General features: G+C 59.0%; 22 protein-coding genes and 1 pseudogene. 7 read left to right on the top strand and 16 right to left on the bottom strand.

The features are described from left to right. The first annotated feature begins 22 nt into the window (after positions 1–22). The 7 genes from JOD69_RS02100 to JOD69_RS02130 all read left to right on the top strand — a co-directional run bounded on the left by JOD69_RS02100 (position 23) and on the right by JOD69_RS02130 (position 3362). Positions 23–331: a 2Fe-2S iron-sulfur cluster-binding protein gene (locus tag JOD69_RS02100; protein WP_077729091.1), complete on the top strand. Its 309-nt coding sequence runs from the start codon at positions 23–25 to the stop codon at positions 329–331. A 243-nt stretch (positions 332–574) separates the two neighbouring features. Further along, positions 575–904 carry a Grx4 family monothiol glutaredoxin gene (gene grxD, locus JOD69_RS02105; protein WP_086135390.1) on the top strand — a complete coding sequence of 110 codons (330 nt, stop codon included), beginning with the start codon at positions 575–577 and terminating at the stop codon, positions 902–904. A 5-nt stretch (positions 905–909) separates the two neighbouring features. Further along, positions 910–1191, top strand: coding sequence for a BolA/IbaG family iron-sulfur metabolism protein (locus JOD69_RS02110; RefSeq protein ID WP_086135389.1), 282 nt, complete (start codon positions 910–912; stop codon positions 1189–1191). A gap of 42 nt (positions 1192–1233) precedes the next feature. Next, positions 1234–1470 carry a zinc ribbon domain-containing protein gene (locus JOD69_RS02115; protein WP_077729088.1) on the top strand — a complete coding sequence of 79 codons (237 nt, stop codon included), beginning with the start codon at positions 1234–1236 and terminating at the stop codon, positions 1468–1470. A gap of 47 nt (positions 1471–1517) precedes the next feature. Next, positions 1518–1826, top strand: a complete 309-nt coding sequence (locus JOD69_RS02120) for a hypothetical protein (RefSeq protein ID WP_077729087.1) — start codon at positions 1518–1520, stop codon at positions 1824–1826. Positions 1827–2283: 457 nt separating this feature from the next. Further along, positions 2284–3009: an SIMPL domain-containing protein gene (locus JOD69_RS02125; protein WP_086135388.1), complete on the top strand. Its 726-nt coding sequence runs from the start codon at positions 2284–2286 to the stop codon at positions 3007–3009. Between the two features lie 47 nt (positions 3010–3056). Beyond that, positions 3057–3362, top strand: a complete 306-nt coding sequence (locus JOD69_RS02130) for a hypothetical protein (protein WP_139841160.1) — start codon at positions 3057–3059, stop codon at positions 3360–3362. 314 nt (positions 3363–3676) lie between these two features. Here the strand turns inward: JOD69_RS02130 and JOD69_RS02135 are convergent, their stop codons facing one another. From JOD69_RS02135 to fdxB, 16 genes and pseudogenes are all read right to left on the bottom strand, one after another. Continuing rightward, positions 3677–4168 carry a cytochrome P460 family protein gene (locus tag JOD69_RS02135; protein WP_086135387.1) on the bottom strand — a complete coding sequence of 164 codons (492 nt, stop codon included), beginning with the start codon at positions 4166–4168 and terminating at the stop codon, positions 3677–3679. A gap of 606 nt (positions 4169–4774) precedes the next feature. Further along, positions 4775–6289, bottom strand: coding sequence for a right-handed parallel beta-helix repeat-containing protein (locus JOD69_RS02140; protein ID WP_210023783.1), 1515 nt, complete (start codon positions 6287–6289; stop codon positions 4775–4777). 348 nt (positions 6290–6637) lie between these two features. After that, positions 6638–7081 (bottom strand): CopD family protein, encoded by a 444-nt coding sequence (locus JOD69_RS02145; RefSeq protein ID WP_086135385.1) that lies wholly within the window; start codon positions 7079–7081, stop codon positions 6638–6640. 293 nt (positions 7082–7374) lie between these two features. Next, complete coding sequence (locus JOD69_RS02150; RefSeq protein WP_086135384.1) at positions 7375–7683, bottom strand: hypothetical protein; 309 nt, start codon at positions 7681–7683, stop codon at positions 7375–7377. A gap of 222 nt (positions 7684–7905) precedes the next feature. Beyond that, a complete protein-coding gene (locus JOD69_RS02155) occupies positions 7906–8304 on the bottom strand; it encodes a nuclear transport factor 2 family protein (RefSeq protein WP_166642634.1) in 399 nt (132 codons plus the stop codon). A gap of 20 nt (positions 8305–8324) precedes the next feature. Further along, entirely contained in the window at positions 8325–8489 is a 165-nt protein-coding gene (locus JOD69_RS02160; RefSeq protein WP_166642633.1) for a hypothetical protein, read from the bottom strand. Further along, a complete protein-coding gene (locus JOD69_RS02165; protein WP_086135382.1) occupies positions 8486–8968 on the bottom strand; it encodes a hypothetical protein in 483 nt (160 codons plus the stop codon). The genes JOD69_RS02160 and JOD69_RS02165 overlap by 4 nt, the downstream gene beginning before the upstream one ends. 76 nt (positions 8969–9044) lie before the next feature. Beyond that, positions 9045–10610 carry an FAD-dependent oxidoreductase gene (locus JOD69_RS02170; RefSeq protein WP_086135381.1) on the bottom strand — a complete coding sequence of 522 codons (1566 nt, stop codon included), beginning with the start codon at positions 10608–10610 and terminating at the stop codon, positions 9045–9047. Positions 10611–10945: 335 nt separating this feature from the next. Beyond that, entirely contained in the window at positions 10946–11482 is a 537-nt protein-coding gene (locus JOD69_RS02175) for a flavodoxin (protein ID WP_086135380.1), read from the bottom strand. Between the two features lie 442 nt (positions 11483–11924). Beyond that, positions 11925–14267: pseudogene (lon, locus tag JOD69_RS02180) on the bottom strand (endopeptidase La); the annotation flags it as partial. A 144-nt stretch (positions 14268–14411) separates the two neighbouring features. Further along, positions 14412–15686, bottom strand: a complete 1275-nt coding sequence (gene clpX / locus JOD69_RS02185) for an ATP-dependent Clp protease ATP-binding subunit ClpX (protein WP_077729075.1) — start codon at positions 15684–15686, stop codon at positions 14412–14414. Between the two features lie 69 nt (positions 15687–15755). Continuing rightward, a complete protein-coding gene (gene clpP / locus JOD69_RS02190; RefSeq protein ID WP_280858277.1) occupies positions 15756–16400 on the bottom strand; it encodes an ATP-dependent Clp endopeptidase proteolytic subunit ClpP in 645 nt (214 codons plus the stop codon). A 25-nt stretch (positions 16401–16425) separates the two neighbouring features. Next, on the bottom strand, positions 16426–16806 hold the full coding sequence (gene apaG, locus JOD69_RS02195) for a Co2+/Mg2+ efflux protein ApaG (RefSeq protein ID WP_077729073.1): 381 nt from the start codon (positions 16804–16806) through the stop codon (positions 16426–16428). Positions 16807–17081: 275 nt separating this feature from the next. Further along, positions 17082–18182, bottom strand: a complete 1101-nt coding sequence (locus JOD69_RS02200; RefSeq protein ID WP_240507119.1) for a folate-binding protein — start codon at positions 18180–18182, stop codon at positions 17082–17084. After that, positions 18161–18811 carry a nitrogen fixation protein NifQ gene (locus JOD69_RS02205; protein ID WP_240502431.1) on the bottom strand — a complete coding sequence of 217 codons (651 nt, stop codon included), beginning with the start codon at positions 18809–18811 and terminating at the stop codon, positions 18161–18163. The genes JOD69_RS02200 and JOD69_RS02205 overlap by 22 nt, the downstream gene beginning before the upstream one ends. Continuing rightward, a complete protein-coding gene (gene fdxB, locus JOD69_RS02210; protein ID WP_077729070.1) occupies positions 18811–19116 on the bottom strand; it encodes a ferredoxin III, nif-specific in 306 nt (101 codons plus the stop codon). The genes JOD69_RS02205 and fdxB overlap by 1 nt, the downstream gene beginning before the upstream one ends. Positions 19117–19124 lie beyond the last annotated feature (8 nt).

Genomic DNA, 19124 nt, shown 5'->3' on the forward strand with positions numbered 1-19124 from the left:
AAAAACAAAACGAGGTAATCACATGTCGACTCTGACCATAATGCCATCCGGAAAAACCGTCGAGGTCCAGGAAGGGATGAGCCTTTTGGAGGCGATACTGGCGGCCGGCGAAGAAATCATGCACAAGTGCGGCGGCAACGCCGAGTGCGGCAGCTGCCACATCTTCGTGCAAGCCGGCAAAAAGGGGGTATCCAGGACCGCTGCTCCGGAGCACGCGAAACTGGACACGATCGTGGGCGTGGGCTCCAAATCCCGCCTGGCGTGCCAAGCCAAGGTTCTGGGGACGGAAGACATCACCGTCGAGTTGCTGGGCTTTGCGTCCGGATTTTGAGATCCGGCCGTCATAATCGTGGCGGGTGCGACAAATTCGCACCTGCCGGCAGACCTAATTCCAAATTCCAAATCGCTTTCAATTAAGGAATTCATTTTTGTAGGGTGGGTTAGGCCGCAAGGCCGTAACCCACCGAGCAACCTCGAATCGGTGGGTTACGCTTCGCTAACCCACCCTACGATTAATGTTCACTCGAATGCCGAATGGAATAAGCCGATTGATTAACTAATGAGAGGATCAGCAATGAGCATCGAAAATACCATCCGCGAACAGATCGCGACCCATCCGGTCCTCCTCTACATGAAAGGGGTACCCGATATGCCGCAATGCGGTTTTTCCGCCAAGGCCGTTGCGGCACTTCAGTCCACCGGCGTTCCCTTCGCTTACGTCAATGTGCTCCAGGCGCCTTCGATCCGGGAGAAGCTGCCCAGCATCTCGGAGTGGCCCACCTTTCCCCAATTGTTCGTGAACGGCGAACTCGTCGGCGGCAGCGATATCGTTGCGGAAATCGCGCAGAAGGGCGAGCTCAAGCCCATGCTGGAAAAAGCCGTCGCCGGCAAAAAAGCGGACTGATCGCCATGGAGATCGCGGAAGTCCGTAGCCTGATCGAAACCGCCCTGCCCGATTGCCAACTCTCGGTTGAAGGCGAAGGCTGTAATTTCTCGATCGTGATCATCGGGGAGGCTTTCGAAGGCTTATCGCCGGTCCGGCGTCAGCAAAAAGTTCTGGCAACCGTCAAAGAACCCCTGGCAAGCGGCGCGTTGCACGCCATCAGCATGAAGGTCTATACGCCTTCCGAATGGCAGCGGGAACAGCAAGGCGGAACGGGCGCCGCGCCTAACGCTCCGTCTACGGAGTAGGCCCGCGGGATGGTTTTTGATTGACTGACGAGAGATCGATCTATGCCGATTTACGACTTTCATTGCAAGCAATGTGACAAAACCTTCGAATTACTGGTCAGCCTGTCCGCCGTTCCGTCCTGTCCGGAGTGCGGGGCACAGACCTTGGAAAAACTACCTTCACTGACGGCCCCTCAAGGCAAAACGGCCGGCCTGGTGTCGAAGGCCCGAGCGCAAGCCGCGCGGGAAGGCCATTTCAGCAACTACTCCGCTTCCGAGCGTCCGCGCATCAAGTCGTAGCGATAAGTCATCGATACAGAAATTCCGAATCTCAGGATAAAACCGCCATGGCTACTTATATCAAAACCACAGAAGACGGCCGCAAGGTTGAGGTCATCGGTATGGCCATCTGTCTCGAAGGCAAGAAGGAGGCCGACCGACTGATTCCGATCCACGAGCACCCGAACTGGGCAGCCATACTAAAGGCCGTGCCGGACGCCACCCATATCGCAGGCCGCTTGCCGCTGACGGCGGAAGAAGCCGCCACCGCCCAAGCCGCGCTGGACGAGGCGAAGGCCGCTTACGAATCCAGCCCGCTAGGAATCGCGGAACGCATACGCATGGCACAAAGAAACGCTATCGCAAACCGGGATTGAGATTTTGTAGGTCAGCAATTCCTTGCCGACGAATGTACTCGATGGGCACGCTATGCTTTGCCCATCCTGCGGCTATAAATCATCTGACCCGCATAGGATGCGGGCTCCAACGATGTGATAGAAGAGTCGCGGAAGATACAACGGAATCACTCCATTACGGCGGATTGTTTGGCTGGATTCTCAGTCTTGCGGCCGGTTCCTTTCGGTTGATCGGAAAAGCGCCAGACGGGAAAATGGCGGAACGCTCATGCCGGCATATCATGCGAGCACGTCGCGGCAGCGACGAACTGGCGTTGGCGGGCGGACCGACGCGGGAAACCGCCTAAACTTTGTTCCAGGGCTTAAACGAATGTATCCGGACTCCGTAAGATCGTCCGCGGTGTCTGTTTGCTTTCATGCCCCGCGCCGCTCGGCAGGGCGCTAGGCGATACAGTGGGGACAACAGGGGGAAGATGTGATGAACAACATTGGTCGAGCTGAGCTTCTAGTAGTTTCTTTGGCCCTTTCCCTAGGAATCGCTGTTGGCGGCTACTTTGTCAGCCAAACGTTGTATAACGCCAAGGTCGGCATTAACACCGCGGAGGTGAAGGGCCTAGCCGAGAGGCGGGTCGAGGCGGATCGGGCCTATTGGAAGATCCAGTACACCGTATCCGGAAGCGGAACGACCCCGGTGTCAAAACTCTATGAACAGTCGGAAGCTGATCAGTCGCGGATCGTGTCGCTGCTCCTGGAAAGCGGTTTTGAGAAGTCGGAAGTTTCGCCCGGTGTCATTGACTACGAGAAGAAAGAGTTCCGGGACGACAAGCAACAGCTTGTCGAAGAGAGGCATATGCTTGTCGGATCGATTGATGTCGAAACCGGCAAAGTTCGTTTGGTTTCGGAAGCGAGATCGAAGCTAAACAGGCTAATAGCCCAGGGCATTGATATACAGAACAACGCGCCAGCCTATCACTTCACGAAGCTAAACGAGATAAAGCCAGCCATGGTAAAGGAAGCGACTACAAACGCTCGTATTGCCGCGAACGAGTTCGCGGCCGATGCCGGAGTCAAGGTTGGCGGCATAAGGGACGCGCAGCAGGGTGGCTTCATTATTCGTGATGTCGGCGAGGAGTACGGCGACACCAAGAGCATTGAGAAAGAGGTCCGGCTCGTTACGACCATCACCTTCTATCTCACGGATTAGCTCGCGTAGGGCGCATTCGGTGGAATGGCGGTTCCGGCGCTCCCCGGATGACCGTTTGTGATTGGAATACCGGAGTACCCTACTCCGCTCTACGGGGGCTGTTCACGCCATCGCTCAGGCCGCCCGCTGATCCCGTCCAGCACGCCGGGGGCGCCGTCGGCGGAACGGATCTTCCTCGGGATCGTGGCGACGGGATCGCATTTCCAGTCGATTTGCCGCTACTCGGCCTTCACGACACGAACAAGCGGCTTTCGAAGCGCCTCACCGCGACCAACATGGCCTTGACCGCTGCGCGCGCCACCTCATCTCGGTACAGGCTGCTCTTGCTCGCCGACCGCATCTTGAATTCGTAGGTCGCCCAGATCGCACCGGAATCAACCTGGTCCGCGGCCTCCACCGCGGTGAGGCCCCTTATGCGTTTCCTCGTTCAGAATCGCCCAATCGAGCGAATTGCCGCCACGGTCACCGACGATTCCGGGATGGAGGATGATGCACGTGTACCGTTTCCAAATGTCGCGGGGAATGACCGACCTAGGCGAGCATCGGACATAGCACCAGGTCGGGCTGGAACTGATGAACCGCCTGGCGCATCGCCTCCGCTGTCGTCGCGGCCGCAATGCCGTAACCCACCAGGCAACCGACTGGATACCCGATCGATATCGGATGACTACTTGCGGTAAGTGCTGTATACGTAATCCGACTGCTTCTGGGGTACATGGCAAGAAAAACATTCGTTCTTCGCGTCCTTGACCACTCTTTCCTGGGTATCTCCTTTGAATCCCTCGAAACCCCATCCTCCGGTTTCCTTGAACTTCTCGGAATCCTTCTCCATTACCCCAAGAACTTTTCGGTCACCCTCCACGATGGCATTGTTCTCGCTCTTCGCCTCGAGGAGATCGAAAATCAGCACTGAACCATCGGGATAGGTATCGCCCTTGGTCATGGCCTTCAGTGCCTCGTCATTGGCATAGATATGATGAATTCCGCCGAAGGAATCATAGAGAGGATGCCCTTGCTGGATCACCATTGACTTTACGTGCGTCCAGTCTCGATAAGCTTCGGGATACTTGACCTTAGCCTCCTCCGACCATGTAGTGCCCGCCAGGAACAGGTTAAGGACAATTCCGATGGACACGATCCTGACTATACGCTTCTTCATCGCTTTACCTCCGAGTAAGTTAATGCCCGTCTAATGCAAGATCTAAGTACATTCAGGGAATGTCTTGCGGCATACGCACCACTACAGGAGAAACCCGCCAATCAAACTAATCTGTCGAGATTCCGTAAAAGTTTACGGAATGTACTTAGAGCATTTTCATACCTACTGTACGGGCACTCGCGCGTAGGTTGGGAATCCCTCCAATCGCAAACGGTCGCTTTAGTCGCGACCCTTCCAATCGCAAACGGTCGCTTTAGTCGCGACCCTTCCAATCGCAAACGGCATCTCTGGGAGCGCCAGAGCTGCCCTTCCGACAACGCCCTTCGCCGAGCCGATACGTCGGCAAGGGATTGCCGACCTACATATCCGAATCCCTTACACCGACTCGGAAAACGCTCTAGCCGCAGGGGAAGCCGTCGTTCAGATAAGCCGCTGCGCGGCGGTTTCTCTTCGGCCGGTACCCACTGGGCCATCTCCGCCGTCAGCAGGCCCGCCGACAAACTCCCATTTCGTCATGATTTGTGCTCCTGTCGGGGGTTGCGTCCTGCGGCTTTTTCAACCCGAACAGAAGACTTCTCATTCCCGTTAGCCTGACGCAAAAACGCTCTAATGCGACTGCGTTTTCCGCTGGGTCAGGTACCGGAGACACTGTTCAAGCCTATCGAAGCCGAATTTCCTGTAGCCGCCGTTCTTGCATTCGCCCGCGGCGGATGGGAAGGCGCGTTCGAAAGCGCCGATGTCGCAAAAGTCGTCATCGGGCCGCGCCCGGCTGACCCCGCGCTGATCGGTGACGACTCCGGCGGAAACGCCGTCGGTCGTACCTTCGCAGCCCAGAGGATTGCCGTTCACGTCGTGAATGAAGGCAATCCGATTCAGCGCTATGCTGTCCCTTCGAAGCGCGTGGGTCAGCGTCGGCCCGCCATTGTCCTCAAGGGGACCGAGCTTGGGATCGCCGATCAGCGGGGGATTCGAATAGCTCGGGTCGAAACACCCGCCGTCCTCGATCAGATTTTGCCCGCTGAAGGCGATGCGCGTGGTGCCGGGGGCGCTCATGCAGTCACCGCCGGTGTTATCGGCAAGAATCGAATTGATCACGGTGCTTCTGTCGATAAAGATCCGGTGCTCTCCGCTGTCGCGGTATACGCCTCCGCCAAGCTCAGCGACGTTATCGGAAACGGTGGTGTTGATGAGCGTTAATTCGGTTACCGGCTGCTCATCGCTGCTATCGCTGGGTATCACGTGAATGCCGCCTCCCGTAGTCTTGGTATTTCCGTTTCCGGACACGGTACTGTTCACGAGCGTGGCGTGTAGACCGGCAACTTCGACGCCACCGCCGGTATTGCCGGCGAGGGTGCTGCGGGTCACGGAGAGCACCCCTCGTCTCTCATAAAATGGAAGGCCGCCAAGGGCCGAGACACCACGATCCGCATTATGAGCGACGGTGCTGTCCGTCAAATGAATGTCGGTAGCGTATCCTCCGATGCCGCGGCCGCCATTGCTCTCGATCACGCTGTTCGTGAGCCGCATCGAGGCAAAGCGCGCCGAGATGCCATCGCCGCTGTTGTCGGTAATACGGCTATTCACCAGCTCAAGCTCCGGCGGACACTCGATGCCGAGGGTCGCAACCTTCAACGAAATGCCGGTTTGGCCATGTTTCAGCACAACGTCATTCAGCATGACGATCGGCGGGGGCATAAAGATGCCCTCGCCACAGAGCGCAAAAAGCGTGAGCAGGTCGAATTCCGGGGTATCCGGATCGCGCGAGCGTGCGATCGAATGACCGTGGCCGTTGATCGTGATGCGGGTTTGAACACTCTCAGCACAAGGATCGGGCTCCGGACTGCAGTAGCTCCTCACCTCGGGCAAGGCTTCCGCCAGGATGACGTCGCCGGTGAGTTCAATGATGTCGGTATCGTCCTCGGAACCCGCGGGGCAGCCGCCGGCGCTGATATTGTTATCGGCCGCGACGATGGCATCGGCCAAGGTGCAAGCCACGCCGTTGGCGTCAATCGCACCCACCGTGAGGGTGGTCGCCTCGGCGGACTCTACTGTCGAACCGAACAGCGCCGCGAAAAGCAGCAAATGTCTACGAGGAACTCTGCTGAAGCCGAAAGCAGTCATGTATTGATCCTCCTTGTTCATACGGAAATCCTGCACGCCGGATAGCCGAAATCTGTTTCTCGAAACAAAAACCGGGCACTTGTCGCATCAGAGACAAACGGTATCCGGAACGTGACACCCTGGACTAAGAGACGTAACCGGAAGGAACCCGAAAAGGGTTTTACAAAAGTCGCCGGCGTACAGGACAGACCGGCTCGAAACCAGGCGCCGTAAACGGCCGCTACGAACTTAGACTATACATCGGAACCCAAAATGCTCCAGTCCGCAATTTTCCCCATGCTGCCGCAACTTTGTAGACCGAAATAAGCCCGCGTAGGATGCGCTGAGGCACGAAGCGCATCGTTCGAGTTAAGCGAACCACCCAAATCTGTACAAAACGCCGGATATCACAAACAGCACTGAAACCACCGTTACAGGAATGATACGGAACGCAAGAGAATTTAAATTTGAAGCGCTCAGATTCGGTATTACTCGCAGCCTAGCGTCGGCCGCCAACAGGGCTGTAATCAGCAACAAAGATAATTTTACCCATAGCAACTTAACCGCAGGATTCGCCCAATCAAAGATCTGCGAAACCTCTGGTATGAGAAAGCTTGCCAGATATAAACCGGATACTATTTGGACGATTAAGGCTGGAATCCCTATCTTTTCGTAACCGGATTCAAACCGGCGAATATAGTTTAAATCCTTATGTTTCAACACATCAGGCAATACTGCAACCGAAAGGACTATATGACCTCCGGTCCAAACCGTTGCGCCGATAACATGAATCAATATTGCCAGTTCGTACATAATGGTCTTATTGATAGCCTAACATTCAGTTCTCATTCGGCGGAATACGCGAGTACGCTATTCCGCCCTACGAACTAATAACGCCTTAACTTCACAGCTTCGAGTTGAGGTGAGAAGGGTTGAGTTTGGCGGATCATACCGCATGCGCGACAAACGTCGTTCGTCGGAAGCGACAGGGGCGCTGAAAGAGCGAAGTACGACTGCCGAGCTCAGCCGCGTCGGGAAAGGATTCCCGACCTACTTGACGATGTTGATCCGTCGGCAATCCCTTGCCGACAGTCCTGTTCTATCGCTCAGGAAACCGCGATCCGAATGTCCACGGCGCGGCTTAGCCAACCCACGGTAACGGCTCTGAAGGCTGCTTCCTCGGCCTGATCCCAGATGACGCAGAGCAAGGCTTCGTCACGGTTGAGCAACTCATCCTTTTCGAGCTTTTCGATCGCCGCGGCGCAATCCAGCGGATCGACGCCGTTGCGCTCGAACACCTCCACGGCCGCCCGAATGCCATCGGCAATCTCTTCCGGGGACGCCAATTTCGCGTGCTCGCCTTCTATCGTGATGGTTCGTTGGGGTATCGTTTCTTGCCTGATCGTGCTTTGCATTTGACCACCTAACTTAATTAGCCGAAATAATTCCAAATCGTTTTCAATTAAGGAATTCATTTTTGTAGGGTGGGTTAGCCGAGCGTAACCCACCGCCCCTTCGACTTGGCTCAGGACAGGTCCGAGGCCGCTCGGTGGGTTGTGGCCTGGCGGCCTAACCCATCCTACGATCAATGTCCACTCGAATGCCGAATGGAATAAAACCTCAACTATCCCGGCGCATTACTGCACCGCCGGTGCGGCCTTAGGTTCCGGCGGCGGCGGATTGGCGCAATGGGATGCGTGATGATGGACGATGCGGATCTCGTCCCTCTCGATCGCGAACGTATTGTTGGCGACCAGCAGCGCTCCCTGAATTTCTTCGTAGCACACCACCGTGGCGACGGTGCCGTAGACAAAGGCTCTGGCGTAATGCGGAGTTACCGTGCCGGTCGCCGGATTCCGGAAAATACGCCGCCAGCTTTCGATGATGGCGGCATGTTCGGTCAGCACCGGCCAGCCGGGATGAATGCAGAGCACCGGCCACTCCCGCGCCCACAAGCGCTCCATGGCGTCGAAATCGCGCTGGGAAAACGCGTGATAGAAGGCTTCGTTGGCAAACAGCACAGCCGTGGCATCCATCGAGCCTGGTATCCCTAGCCTCATTCGTTCATATCGGGAAACAGGATAACCTCGTCCGGCAGCTCGTTTCCGTTTTCCTGCAAATGCAGGCCGCCGACAAGAGCGTAGCCGGCATCGCCTTCGTAAAGCACGACCGCGTTTTTCGGCATTTCCAGCAAGGCAGTTATCAGTTGTTCGACCGTCATAAATCGTCCGAAATGGCTTCCATGGCGATGAGCTGCTCGCGCAGGGCCATGTGTGCGTAAAACCCGTCCCGTCCGTCATAGAGCGGGTCTCCATACAGCGCCGCTACCGCGGCGTTATCGGACAGATACACGCGGCAGGCTTTCCGTTCGTGGGCGACGGCGGCGGCGCAAGCCTCGAGTTCCGATACCGGCTCGGCCTGCCAGAGACCGGGGCTCAGAAGAAAATCGGCCCGGTACAGAACGGTGTCCCAGCCGTGGCGGTCCGCATCGTCGAAAACGGCCGGCTGCGCCGCCCGGGCGCCGGGTGAGTCGGGCGCAAGGCTTGCCGCTTCGAGACGCTGGCGCGGGCTCAGCGCGGCGAAGACCGTGGTGTCTCCGGATTCTTTCGCGGCCCGGACCTTGCGGACGAAATCGTCCCGGTCGAATGCGAACCACGCGGACGCCCGGCCTTCATGGGGAATTTCGACGATATAGATCATGGCTTTCTGAACCTTGAAAAGCGTTTTGTTCCGAGCACGCCTCGCTGCCCTTTCGCCTGAAATTAAACCAACGCACTCATGCGCAGTCGGCCAGCTCCGGAGCCGCGGTGCGTGCCACGATTCGGGCGTTGACCGTAAGCGCGAATTCGCGCCAAGCGGCGGCCAGATCCCTGCGGATGGTCTGCACGTAATCGGGCGACGGATCGTGCTCTACCGGAAAGTTGGACAGGGCGCACGAGCTGCGATTGAAGCGCAGCGCCTCGTCGATCAGCGCATCGTTGAATCCCGTGAACGGCGCAAGAATCGGAGGGGTGAGGTCCGACCGGCCGGCGACGACAGCCACCGAGCCCCCTTCGAGAGGCAGTTCATCGAGTTGCCGCAAGGCTTCGCGGTAAATGTCCTCCACCGTCTCCAACAGTGAGAGTTGAGTCAATTGATCCCGTTGCTGGGTGGAGAGATGGCGGTGCAGGCTCCGCTGGTAATGCTCGAGGGCGGCGGGCCTTTGACCGCTCACCCATTCGCGGAAGCGCGCGAGGCTGTTGGAGTTGGTCGAGTTGACCGGAACTTCCGCCAACTGCCGCTGAATCCGCGCGGCGGCCTCCAGTGCGCCTTCCATATAGCCGCCGCCGTAGCGGGCGGTTTCCGAAGCGCCGAACAAAAGCTTTCCGTCCCAGTACGCCCGGCTCAGGACAGGATTATCGTATTCCGGGTGCTGATCCGGCGGCACGAGGTCCAGTCGGCTACAGGTGAACGGTTCCGTCGCCCAATCCTGATAATGCTGTTCGCCCAGCTCCGCCTCCGAGCCGAAGAATTGGACCAACTGGCTCCGGATCAGCATCGGCATGCCCACTCTAAACGCCTCGCGCTGCTCCGGCGACAGCGCGACGAAGCCTCCCAGGGCGGCCTTCTCTCCGGTGGCGTCGCAGGCGTCGAAAATCTCGCCGAGTACCGCCTGCTCATGCCGGGCGAAACCGTTGCCGGACAAGCCCGCCTCGCGCCAAAAGGGGCGAGCGAAGGCCGCCATGGCCTTGGCCTCTCCGGCCATCCAGGTGGGCGTTTCCCGCATCGCCCGGCGCAGTTCGTCGTCGAGCGCGGGTTCCATCCGGACCTGCTCCTCCAGCACACGGGGCGGAATGGCGAGTACCGCCCGGCGAGCTTCGACTACCGATAAGGCATTGCCGCAGCGAAAATGGAGAGCGACGCGATCGCCCCGCTCTTCCACGGCAATAAGTGCCTGTTCCAGGCGCAGCCGGCTTTCGGGAATCCGGTCCACGAGGGCATGCACCAAAGCCGCCATGCCGCCTTCCAATCGCATGGCGCCGTTATGGACCGGAGCACTGCCCAGGGATTCGAGCTTGCCGTCCGCGTTCTTGAGGCCGAGGACATCGTCCTGGTCGTGCTGGGCGAAGGAGGCGAGTCCCAGATCGGCCACCAGGCGCGAGATGCGCGGATGGATGTCAGGCCAGAACCAGGTCGGACCCAAGTCCAGCGCCATCCCGGACGTGCCCGATGGCACCGAGAGAATACGCCCGCCCAGGCGAGAGCGAGCCTCGAACAGGAGATAGGATCGCCCTTGGCGCTCCAGATCGGCGGCCAGCGCCAAGCCGCACAATCCGCCTCCGACTATGACCGTATCCAGCATGACATCACCTCTCTCTTCAATCCGTACATCGGCAAGATCGCCGACTTATGAGCCCTCGTAACGTAGGTCGAGAATCCTTTCCCGACGCAGAGGGCCGACCAACCGTTTCCGTCGGCAAGGGGTTGCCGACCTACGCCGCTGCCCCGGAAGTAGGTCGGGAATCCTTTCCCGACGCAGAGGGCCGACCAACCGTTTCCGTCGGCAAGGGATTGCCGACCTACGCCGCTGCCCCGGAAGTAGGTCGGGAATCCTTTCCCGATGCAGAGGGCCGACCAATCGTTTACGTCGGCAAGGGATTGCCGACCTACGCCGCCGCCACTGTAGCGAAAAGCGCTTTAACCCAGCAGAGCCGGCTTGATCTCGGCCAGCCAGGTATCGATGCGCTCTTCGGTCTCGTCGCTCTGGTTTTCGTGGTCGATGACCAAACCGACGAACTTATCGTCGATGATCGAATTGGATTTCTCGAACGTGTATCCGTCGGTGGACCAGAAACCGACCACCTTGGCGCCGGCTTCGACGACGAAGTTGTACAGAAGGATCAGAGCGTCGACGAACTCGTGACCATAGGCTTCCTGATCGCCCAGTCCGAACAGGGCCACGACCTTTCCGTTCAGATCCTTGCCCTCCAGTTTCGGCAGAAACTCTTCCCAGCTTTCGTCGCTACAGCCCGCGGAAAGGCCCGGCAGCTCGCCGTCGCCCAGGGTCGGGGTGCCGAGGATCAGCGCATCGTATTTGAGCAGGTCGTCGGGGCTGGCTTTCTTCACGTCGACGGGTGCATCCGCGGCATCGCCCAGTTTCTTGGCGATCGATTTCGCGACGCGCCGCGTGTTACCCGTGTCCGAGCCGAAAAATATACCGATCTTGTTGGCCATAAGGTTCCTCTATAAAAAACGCTGAAGCGCGTAACTGTTTGAGCAGAGCTCGTTGGCAAGAGATTGCCGACCTATGACTAAACGGTCCTCACCCACCCCCTCCAAAGTTGCACAGGTATCTACGCAAGTTCCTACAGCCATCATTCCGGCATGGATTGCCGGAATCCAGGACACATGGATGTGACCAGCCGTTGCCGTCCTTGGCTTCTGGCCCCCGGCACAAATTCGCGGGGAGCGAATTTGGACGTGTGGAGCACGGTCCGAAGGACAAGCCCCAAGGAAGGGGCGAGTACTCCCTGCCGGGGTGGCGCCTTGTGTAGATATCTCTGCCCTAAGGGCAAAGGCTTGTTTAGGATTCTTAATGAGCAATCGCCACCCCGCTTTCGACGCCATGGGCAGCGCGGTCCTGTTCGATGGGCAGGGATGGCGCGTCCTGGGATTCGGGCTGGCGCAGCAGCGCGGCGCCGAGCACTTCGTCGATCCGGCGAACCGGAAGAATGCTGAGATCCTTTTTGACGTTTTTGGGAATCTCGGCCAGATCCTTCTCGTTTTCGTAAGGGATCACCACCGTCTTGATGCCTGCGCGATGGGCGGCCAGGAGCTTTTCCTTCAAGCCGCCGATAGGCAGTACCTCGCCGCGAAGGGTGATCTCGCCGGTCATCGCGACATCGGCCCGCACCGGAATATCGGTCAAGGCCGAGACCAGGGCGGTACACATGCCGATCCCGGCGCTGGGGCCGTCCTTGGGCGTGGCCCCTTCCGGCACGTGAATATGCATATCGCTGGCTTGATAGAAACCGGGAGAAATACCCAGCTCGACGGCGCGGGAACGGGCCACGGTCATCGCGGCGCGGATCGACTCCTGCATGACTTCGCCCAGCCTCCCGGTATAGATCTGCTGGCCCGTGCCCGGCATGACGGCGGATTCGATGGTGAGCAATTCGCCGCCCACTTCGGTCCACGCGAGCCCGGTCACCTGGCCGACCCGGTCGGTCTCCTCGGCGCGGCCGTAACGGTAGCGCTGCACGCCCAGAAAATCTTCCAGGTTATGGTGCGTCACCACGCATTTCTTGGTTCCGGGTTTGAGCAGCAGATTCTTGACGACCTTGCGGCAAATCGTGGCGATTTCCCGTTCGAGGCTCCGCACCCCGGCTTCCCGGGTGTAATGGCGGATCATGGACTGCAAGGCAGAATCGGTGATCTGGATTTCATTTTCCCTAAGACCGTTCCGCCCGACTTGCCGGGGAACGAGATAGCGAGCGGCGATATTGATCTTCTCGTCGTCGGTATAGCCGGCGATGCGGATCACTTCCATACGGTCCAGGAGAGGGCCGGGGATGTTGAGGGTATTGGCGGTGGCGACGAACATCACCTCCGACAAATCGAAATCGACCTCGAGAAAATGATCGTTGAACGCGCGGTTCTGTTCGGGGTCCAGCACTTCGAGCAGGGCCGAGGCGGGATCGCCGCGCGAATCCATCGCCATCTTGTCGATCTCGTCGAGGAGGAACAAGGGATTGCGGGTCTTCGCCTTGGCCAGGTGCTGAAGGATCCTGCCGGGCCGTGCGCCGATATAGGTGCGCCGGTGCCCGCGGATTTCGGCTTCGTCCCGCACCCCGCCCAGGGCCATGCGGACATATTTGCGGTTAGTGGTGCGGGCGATGGATTGGCCCAATGATGTCTTGCCTACGCCGGGCGGCCCGACCAGACACAAGATCGGTCCCTTCGCGTTACCGGCGCGCTGTTGCACCGCCAGGTACTCCAAGATGCGTTCCTTGACCTTGTCGAGGCCGTAATGCTCGGCCTCGAGCAGCGCTTCCGCCTGCTTCAGATCGAAGCGGGCCTTGCTGCGTTTTTTCCAGGGCAGGTCAATCATCCAATCGAGGTAATTCCGAACCACCGTCGATTCCGACGACATCGGAGGCATCCGCCTGAGCTTGTCCAGCTCGGATTCGGCCTTGGCGCGGGCGGCTTTGGGCATTCTCGCCTTGACGATCTTTTCGGCCAGCGCGTCGAACTCGTCGGGCGTCTCGCCCAGTTCCCCCAGTTCCTTCCGGATCGCTTTCATCTGTTCGTTCAGATAATACTCGCGCTGGTTGTCTTCCACCTGCTGCTTGACTCGTCCGCGGATGCGCTTTTCCACCTCAAGGCGGTCGACCGTGCTTTCCATCGCCATGATCAGTCTTTCGAAGCGGGCGGCGATATCGACCGTTTCCAGCAGCGCCTGCTTGTCTTCGATCTTGAGAGCCATGTGCGCGGCGATGGTATCGGCCAGCCGGCCTGGCTCTGAGATATCCGGAAGAGCGTTTACGATTTCCCGCGGAATCTGATGATCGAGTTTGACATACTGGTCGAGAGCGCCGGTGACGATACGCATGAGGGCGTCCATCTCCGCGATGCTTAAATTGACTTGATCGTGCAGCGGCGCGACGAGGGCCATGTCATGGCTGTCGGCCACCTGATACTCCTTAATTCGGCAGCGCCTTGCGCCTTTGATCGACGCCTTCACGGTACCGTCCGGCAGCTTGAAAAGCTGATCGACCGCACACAGGGTGCCGGTTTCGTATAAGTCCGCGAACTCCGGCTCGTCGCATTTGGGGTCCTTCTGCGTCACGGCCAGGATTTTCTGGCCGGATTGCACGGCATCGTCCAGCGCCGCGATGGATTTCTCCCGCCCGACGAACAGGGTGACGACCATTTGCGGATAGACCACCACATCGCGCAAAGGCAGCACCGGAACGCGGTTCTCCGCAGGATGAACGTTGTCGGTCGATTCAGTTTCCACGATAAAAGCCCTCCAAACTATTAATCAGGCCCGTAAATACCCTCCTGGTCTTTCGGGTCGCCGCCCAAGCCGGTACGCGCTTAGGCCTAACTCACGCGGCTTGTCGCCGCGCCGGGTTGATAAGCCAAGACTCCGCTGGGCGGCTCAAGCCGACGCGCATTGCTTTTCTTCGGTTCGATAGACCAGATAGGGCGGGTTGTTGCCGCGCACCACGCTTTCGTCGACGACGGCCTTGGTCACCGACTCGTCGGACGGCAGTTCGTACATCGTGTCGAGCAGAACGTTCTCGAGTATGGTTCTGAGGCCGCGCGCGCCGGTCTTGCGCTCGATGGCGCGCTGGGCGATCAGCTTCAGGGCGTCGGAATGGATGTCGAGGTCGCAGCCTTCCATCTCGAACAGTTTTTGGTACTGCTTGACCAGGGCGTTTTTCGGCTCGGTCAGGATCTTGACCAGCGCCTCCTCGTCCAGCTCTTCGAGCGTCGCCACCACCGGCAGCCGTCCGACGAACTCGGGGATCAGGCCGTAACGGATCAAATCTTCCGCTTCGACTCCGGCTAAGATCTCGCCCACATTGCGGCGGTCCTCCTTGCTTTTCACCTCGGCGGAAAAACCGATGCCGCCTTTTTCGGAACGCGCCCGGATGGTCCTGTCGAGACCCGCGAACGCACCTCCGCAGATGAACAGAATGTTCGCCGTGTTGACTTGCAGGAATTCCTGCTGCGGATGCTTGCGCCCGCCCTGGGGCGGGATCAATGCGACGGTGCCCTCGATCAGCTTGAGCAAGGCCTGCTGCACGCCCTCGCCGGACACGTCGCGGGTAATCGAGGGATTGGCCGATTTGCGCGAGATCTTGTCGATCTCGTCGATATAGACGATGCCCGACTCGGCTTTTTGGACATCGTAATCGCATTTCTGCAAGAGCTTTTGGATGATGTTTTCCACGTCCTCGCCGACATAGCCGGCTTCCGTCAGGGTGGTGGCGTCGGCGATGGTGAAGGGCACGTTGAGGATACGCGCCAGGGTTTCCGCCAGCAGGGTTTTGCCGGAACCGGTAGGCCCTATGAGGAGGATGTTGCTCTTGGCCAGTTCGACGTCGTTTTTCCCGGCGTGGGCTTTGACGCGCAGCCTTTTGTAGTGGTTGTAAACCGCGACCGCGAGAATCCGCTTGGGTCTTTCCTGGCCGATGACATAGTCGTCCAATATGGCCTTGATTTCCTTGGGCGTGGGAAGCTTATCCCCACCATCGGAAGTACTTTCCAACTCCTCGCGCAGGATGTCGTTGCATAATTCGATGCATTCGTCGCAGACGAATACCGCCGGACCTGCAATAAGCTTTCTGACCTCATGCTGGGTTTTTCCGCAAAATGAACAGTAGAGAAGCTTTCCGCCTCTTTCCTTGCCGTTTTTTTCGTCGCTCATTGCTTTTACCCTCTTAGCTGGATGTTGATTCGGTCATGCCCGTGTCCGGCCGGCATGCCGCCTTTCGCGTCAAAGCTCGTCGCCAGGCCGATTCCGCTGGCTGAGTACGTTATCGATGAGGCCATATCTTTTGGCGTCGTCCCCGCTCATGAAATTGTCGCGGTCGGTATCGGTCCGGATTTTTTCGATGGGCTGCCCGGTGTGCCTGGCGAGTATCCCGTTCAGGCGATCGCGGAGCGACAGGATCTCCCGCGCGTGGATGTCGATATCGCTGGCCTGTCCCCGAAACCCGCCCAGAGGCTGGTGGATCATGATCCTGGAATGGGGTAGAGAAAAACGTTTCCCCGCCGCGCCGCCCGCGAGCAGCAAGGCGCCCATGCTGGCCGCCTGGCCTATGCACAGGGTGCTGACATCGGGTTTGATGAACTGCATGGTGTCGTAAATGGCGAGGCCTGCGGTGACCAACCCGCCCGGAGAATTGATGTAAAGGTGAATGTCCTTGTCGGGGTTTTCCGATTCCAGAAACAGCAATTGGGCGATGATCAGGTTGGCCATATAGTCTTCGACCTGGCCGACCAGGAAGATGACCCGCTCTTTCAGCAGCCTCGAATAGATATCGAACGCTCTTTCGCCACGCGGGGACTGCTCGACGACGATGGGCACCAAGCCGGCGGCGGCTGAAGGGGCATAGGTTTGGTTGGGCGGATGGTTCAAGGTCATGCTCTTGTCTGGTTGCCGGTCAATGGAGAGTACGCGGAATCGCCAGTCGGAAGGGCGCGATGGGCGCTTCGAAAGGCACCCCGTCGTCGGCCAGCAGCTGATAGCTGCCCTGCATGCTGCCCACCGGGGTTTCGATCATTGCCGAGCTGGTGTACTGAAACGCTTCGCCGGGGCGCAAATACGGATGCTCCCCCACCACGCCCTCACCGACGACTTCGATCGTCTTGCCGTTGGCGTCGGTAATCACCCAGCGTCGGCCGAGCAGCCTCGCCGGAACGGTGCCGGTGTTTTCCATGGTCACGGTGTAGGCGAATACGTAACGTTCTCCGTCGCGATGGGTTTCTTCTCCGAGATAAACGGTTTTAACGTCGACTTTGAGTTCGCGGATTCTGCTGGTCATAACGTCTCCATTTGTTCTTGGATCGATTGTCTTTCGGTGGCTTGTAGCGTTGTTGGGCGGATTAGGCGGCGGCCGTAACCCGCCGGGCACCGCGATAAGGCGATTTCGCCTACCGTCCAACTCGCCCGTTTTTCGATTCCCTCTCCCTTTCGCGGAGAGAGGGGACTCCTGATTTTTCTAAATCCCAGATGTAGGTCGGCAATGCTTTGCCGACAAAAACGGATGTTCGACCTGCGGTGTCGGCAAAGGATTGCCGACCTACGTCTGGAACTCCGCTATTCGATGAAGCGAAGCCCAGGTCCTTGAGCATCCGCTAACCGAACTTCCCCTTGATCCTTTTCTTCGATCTTCACCACCGCGAGAAGAGCCGTCCGCCCATCCGGATGGCGCGTGGCGGAGACCACTGTTCCGACGCTTTCCGCAATGCCTTCGATATGAAGCGTGGTACCGGGCGGCGGAACCGAATCGCCGGCGACGTAGGCCAGGTATAGGCGCCGTTTGAGCTGCCCGCGGTAATGCAGCCGCGCGATGACTTCCTGTCCCGGATAACAGCCTTTGGTGAAACACAGGCCGCCCAGGGCCTCCATGTTCAGCATCTGCGGGATGAACTCGCCGGCCGTTTCCGGCACCAGCAGCGGTATGCCGGCCAAAATGTCCAGCAGAGACCAGGCGTCCCGCCCTACGGGCGAAACACTGGACAGAAGGTTTTGCCACGTTTCGGCAACCGCCGCCGCGCTGCCGACAAGAACCCAGCGGGGGTGTGGTTGTCCGGTGATCGCCATTAGGGTGCAAGCCCCGTAGCTGCGGGTATCCCCGGCCTGTTCGGGCAGCGGCGCGCCGAACAAGGCGGCGAGCCGGGATTCCATGCTCGGACCGGATAAACCGACGCGGACCAGGTCGCTGCCGGCATCAGTGAGAGTCGCCTTGACCCTGAGAAGGTATAGTTTCAATCCGGTTAAAACCGACTTCACGAGACCTTTCGGCAGAAGAAGGTAAAAGGCGCCGTCGTGCACGAACAGCCAGAACGTCGCCTGCGCCCTTCCCTTGGCGTCGCACCAGGCGGTGAACAGTCCCTTTTCCGCCGACACCAGGCGCACGTCGCCGGTGAATAGACTCGCCAGAAATTTCTGGGCGTCGTCGCCCTTGACTTCGATCAGTCCGTAATGGGACAGGTCCGCCATCACATCGGCGCTCAGCGCTTGCCGGCGCTCGGCTTCGACATGCCCGAAGTCGATGACTCCGGAATCGTCGAACCGCGCTCCGCTTTGTTCCAAAACCGCCTGCCATAACTCGGGGGGCGATTCCGCCGCGGTGCAAGCGCCCGCGGGAGGCGCCTTGCCGAGTCCCGGTACGGTCATCGCTTCGCCGGTTGCCATGCGCTTTCCTCCTCGGGTCCGAAACAATTGGAATATTCGACGCACTCCGCGCAGCTGGGGGAGCGGCAGACGAAGGCCCCATCGCGTTCGCAGAGCTGTTTGTAGAAAAACTTCTTCCAGCGCATGCCGCCGGTATTTCGAGCGAACAGCGCGGGAAAACGGCGTGCCAGAAGGTCGGATAGGGCCTTTCGGTCGGGCAAGCCCATGTCCTGCCAGAGATGGTCGTCCCCCATGCAGCAGGCGGCGATCGCGTAAGCCAGCCAGCGGCTCTCCCGGCTGTCGTCGCCGCGGTGTTCCAAAAGCAGCGCCACGAGATCTTCGAATTCGTCCGTCTCTATCCGGCGGGTTTTGGTGCCCGCAAGCGATGCTTTCAACGCCGGCGTGAGATAAATGCTCGCGGCGCCCGGAAAATACCGGTCGAGCAGCCCCTCGAACTCATCCGCATCGAGCCCGAAGGCCGCCCGCCCCGTCAGCCTGGACGAACTCCGCGCCATCTCGATCGCCGAAACGAAGGTGCGGGTCACGGAGTCCTGCGGGTCGCGGGCGTAGCCCATCAGCGGATCGTAATGGACCGCCGAGGGAACGGGCGCCGAAGCGTTCGGGATGGGCTGGCGCATGGGGGCTGGCATCAGGCTGCCGCCGCTTCGTGGGTATAGCACTGCTTGGGGCATATCTTGGCGCAAGCCTCACACCCCACGCAGTTCGCGACGTTGGCGATCGACATCACTTTCTTGTCGTATTCGTCGTCCTCGTCCTCGTCCTGGCTGAGCGTGACTATTTCGCCGTCCTCGTTGACTCCGACCATCTCCAGGACTTCGCGTCCGCAGACCTTATAGCAGCGTCCGCAGCCGATACATTTCTCCTGGTCGATGATCTCGACAAATTTGGGGGTCCATACCTTGCCCCCGGGTAGGGTGACCGTAAATTCGCTCATCGTAGACT

Origin of the sequence: Methylocaldum sp. RMAD-M (assembly GCF_017832375.1) — a bacterium.
Classification (GTDB): Bacteria; Pseudomonadota; Gammaproteobacteria; order Methylococcales; family Methylococcaceae; genus Methylocaldum.

Excerpts from the sequence above, each read along its gene's own strand:
- JOD69_RS02100 (WP_077729091.1), top strand. The coding sequence starts at position 23 with ATGTCGACTCTGACCATAATGCCATCCGGAAAAACCGTCGAGGTCCAG.
- grxD (WP_086135390.1), top strand. The coding sequence starts at position 575 with ATGAGCATCGAAAATACCATCCGCGAACAGATCGCGACCCATCCGGTC.
- JOD69_RS02110 (WP_086135389.1), top strand. The coding sequence starts at position 910 with ATGGAGATCGCGGAAGTCCGTAGCCTGATCGAAACCGCCCTGCCCGAT.
- JOD69_RS02115 (WP_077729088.1), top strand. The coding sequence starts at position 1,234 with ATGCCGATTTACGACTTTCATTGCAAGCAATGTGACAAAACCTTCGAA.
- JOD69_RS02120 (WP_077729087.1), top strand. The coding sequence starts at position 1,518 with ATGGCTACTTATATCAAAACCACAGAAGACGGCCGCAAGGTTGAGGTC.
- JOD69_RS02125 (WP_086135388.1), top strand. The coding sequence starts at position 2,284 with ATGAACAACATTGGTCGAGCTGAGCTTCTAGTAGTTTCTTTGGCCCTT.
- JOD69_RS02130 (WP_139841160.1), top strand. The coding sequence starts at position 3,057 with ATGACCGTTTGTGATTGGAATACCGGAGTACCCTACTCCGCTCTACGG.
- JOD69_RS02135 (WP_086135387.1), bottom strand. The coding sequence starts at position 4,168 with ATGAAGAAGCGTATAGTCAGGATCGTGTCCATCGGAATTGTCCTTAAC.
- JOD69_RS02140 (WP_210023783.1), bottom strand. The coding sequence starts at position 6,289 with ATGACTGCTTTCGGCTTCAGCAGAGTTCCTCGTAGACATTTGCTGCTT.
- JOD69_RS02145 (WP_086135385.1), bottom strand. The coding sequence starts at position 7,081 with ATGTACGAACTGGCAATATTGATTCATGTTATCGGCGCAACGGTTTGG.
- JOD69_RS02150 (WP_086135384.1), bottom strand. The coding sequence starts at position 7,683 with ATGCAAAGCACGATCAGGCAAGAAACGATACCCCAACGAACCATCACG.
- JOD69_RS02155 (WP_166642634.1), bottom strand. The coding sequence starts at position 8,304 with ATGGATGCCACGGCTGTGCTGTTTGCCAACGAAGCCTTCTATCACGCG.
- JOD69_RS02160 (WP_166642633.1), bottom strand. The coding sequence starts at position 8,489 with ATGACGGTCGAACAACTGATAACTGCCTTGCTGGAAATGCCGAAAAAC.
- JOD69_RS02165 (WP_086135382.1), bottom strand. The coding sequence starts at position 8,968 with ATGATCTATATCGTCGAAATTCCCCATGAAGGCCGGGCGTCCGCGTGG.
- JOD69_RS02170 (WP_086135381.1), bottom strand. The coding sequence starts at position 10,610 with ATGCTGGATACGGTCATAGTCGGAGGCGGATTGTGCGGCTTGGCGCTG.
- JOD69_RS02175 (WP_086135380.1), bottom strand. The coding sequence starts at position 11,482 with ATGGCCAACAAGATCGGTATATTTTTCGGCTCGGACACGGGTAACACG.
- clpX (WP_077729075.1), bottom strand. The coding sequence starts at position 15,686 with ATGAGCGACGAAAAAAACGGCAAGGAAAGAGGCGGAAAGCTTCTCTAC.
- apaG (WP_077729073.1), bottom strand. The coding sequence starts at position 16,806 with ATGACCAGCAGAATCCGCGAACTCAAAGTCGACGTTAAAACCGTTTAT.
- JOD69_RS02200 (WP_240507119.1), bottom strand. The coding sequence starts at position 18,182 with ATGGCAACCGGCGAAGCGATGACCGTACCGGGACTCGGCAAGGCGCCT.
- JOD69_RS02205 (WP_240502431.1), bottom strand. The coding sequence starts at position 18,811 with ATGCCAGCCCCCATGCGCCAGCCCATCCCGAACGCTTCGGCGCCCGTT.
- fdxB (WP_077729070.1), bottom strand. The coding sequence starts at position 19,116 with ATGAGCGAATTTACGGTCACCCTACCCGGGGGCAAGGTATGGACCCCC.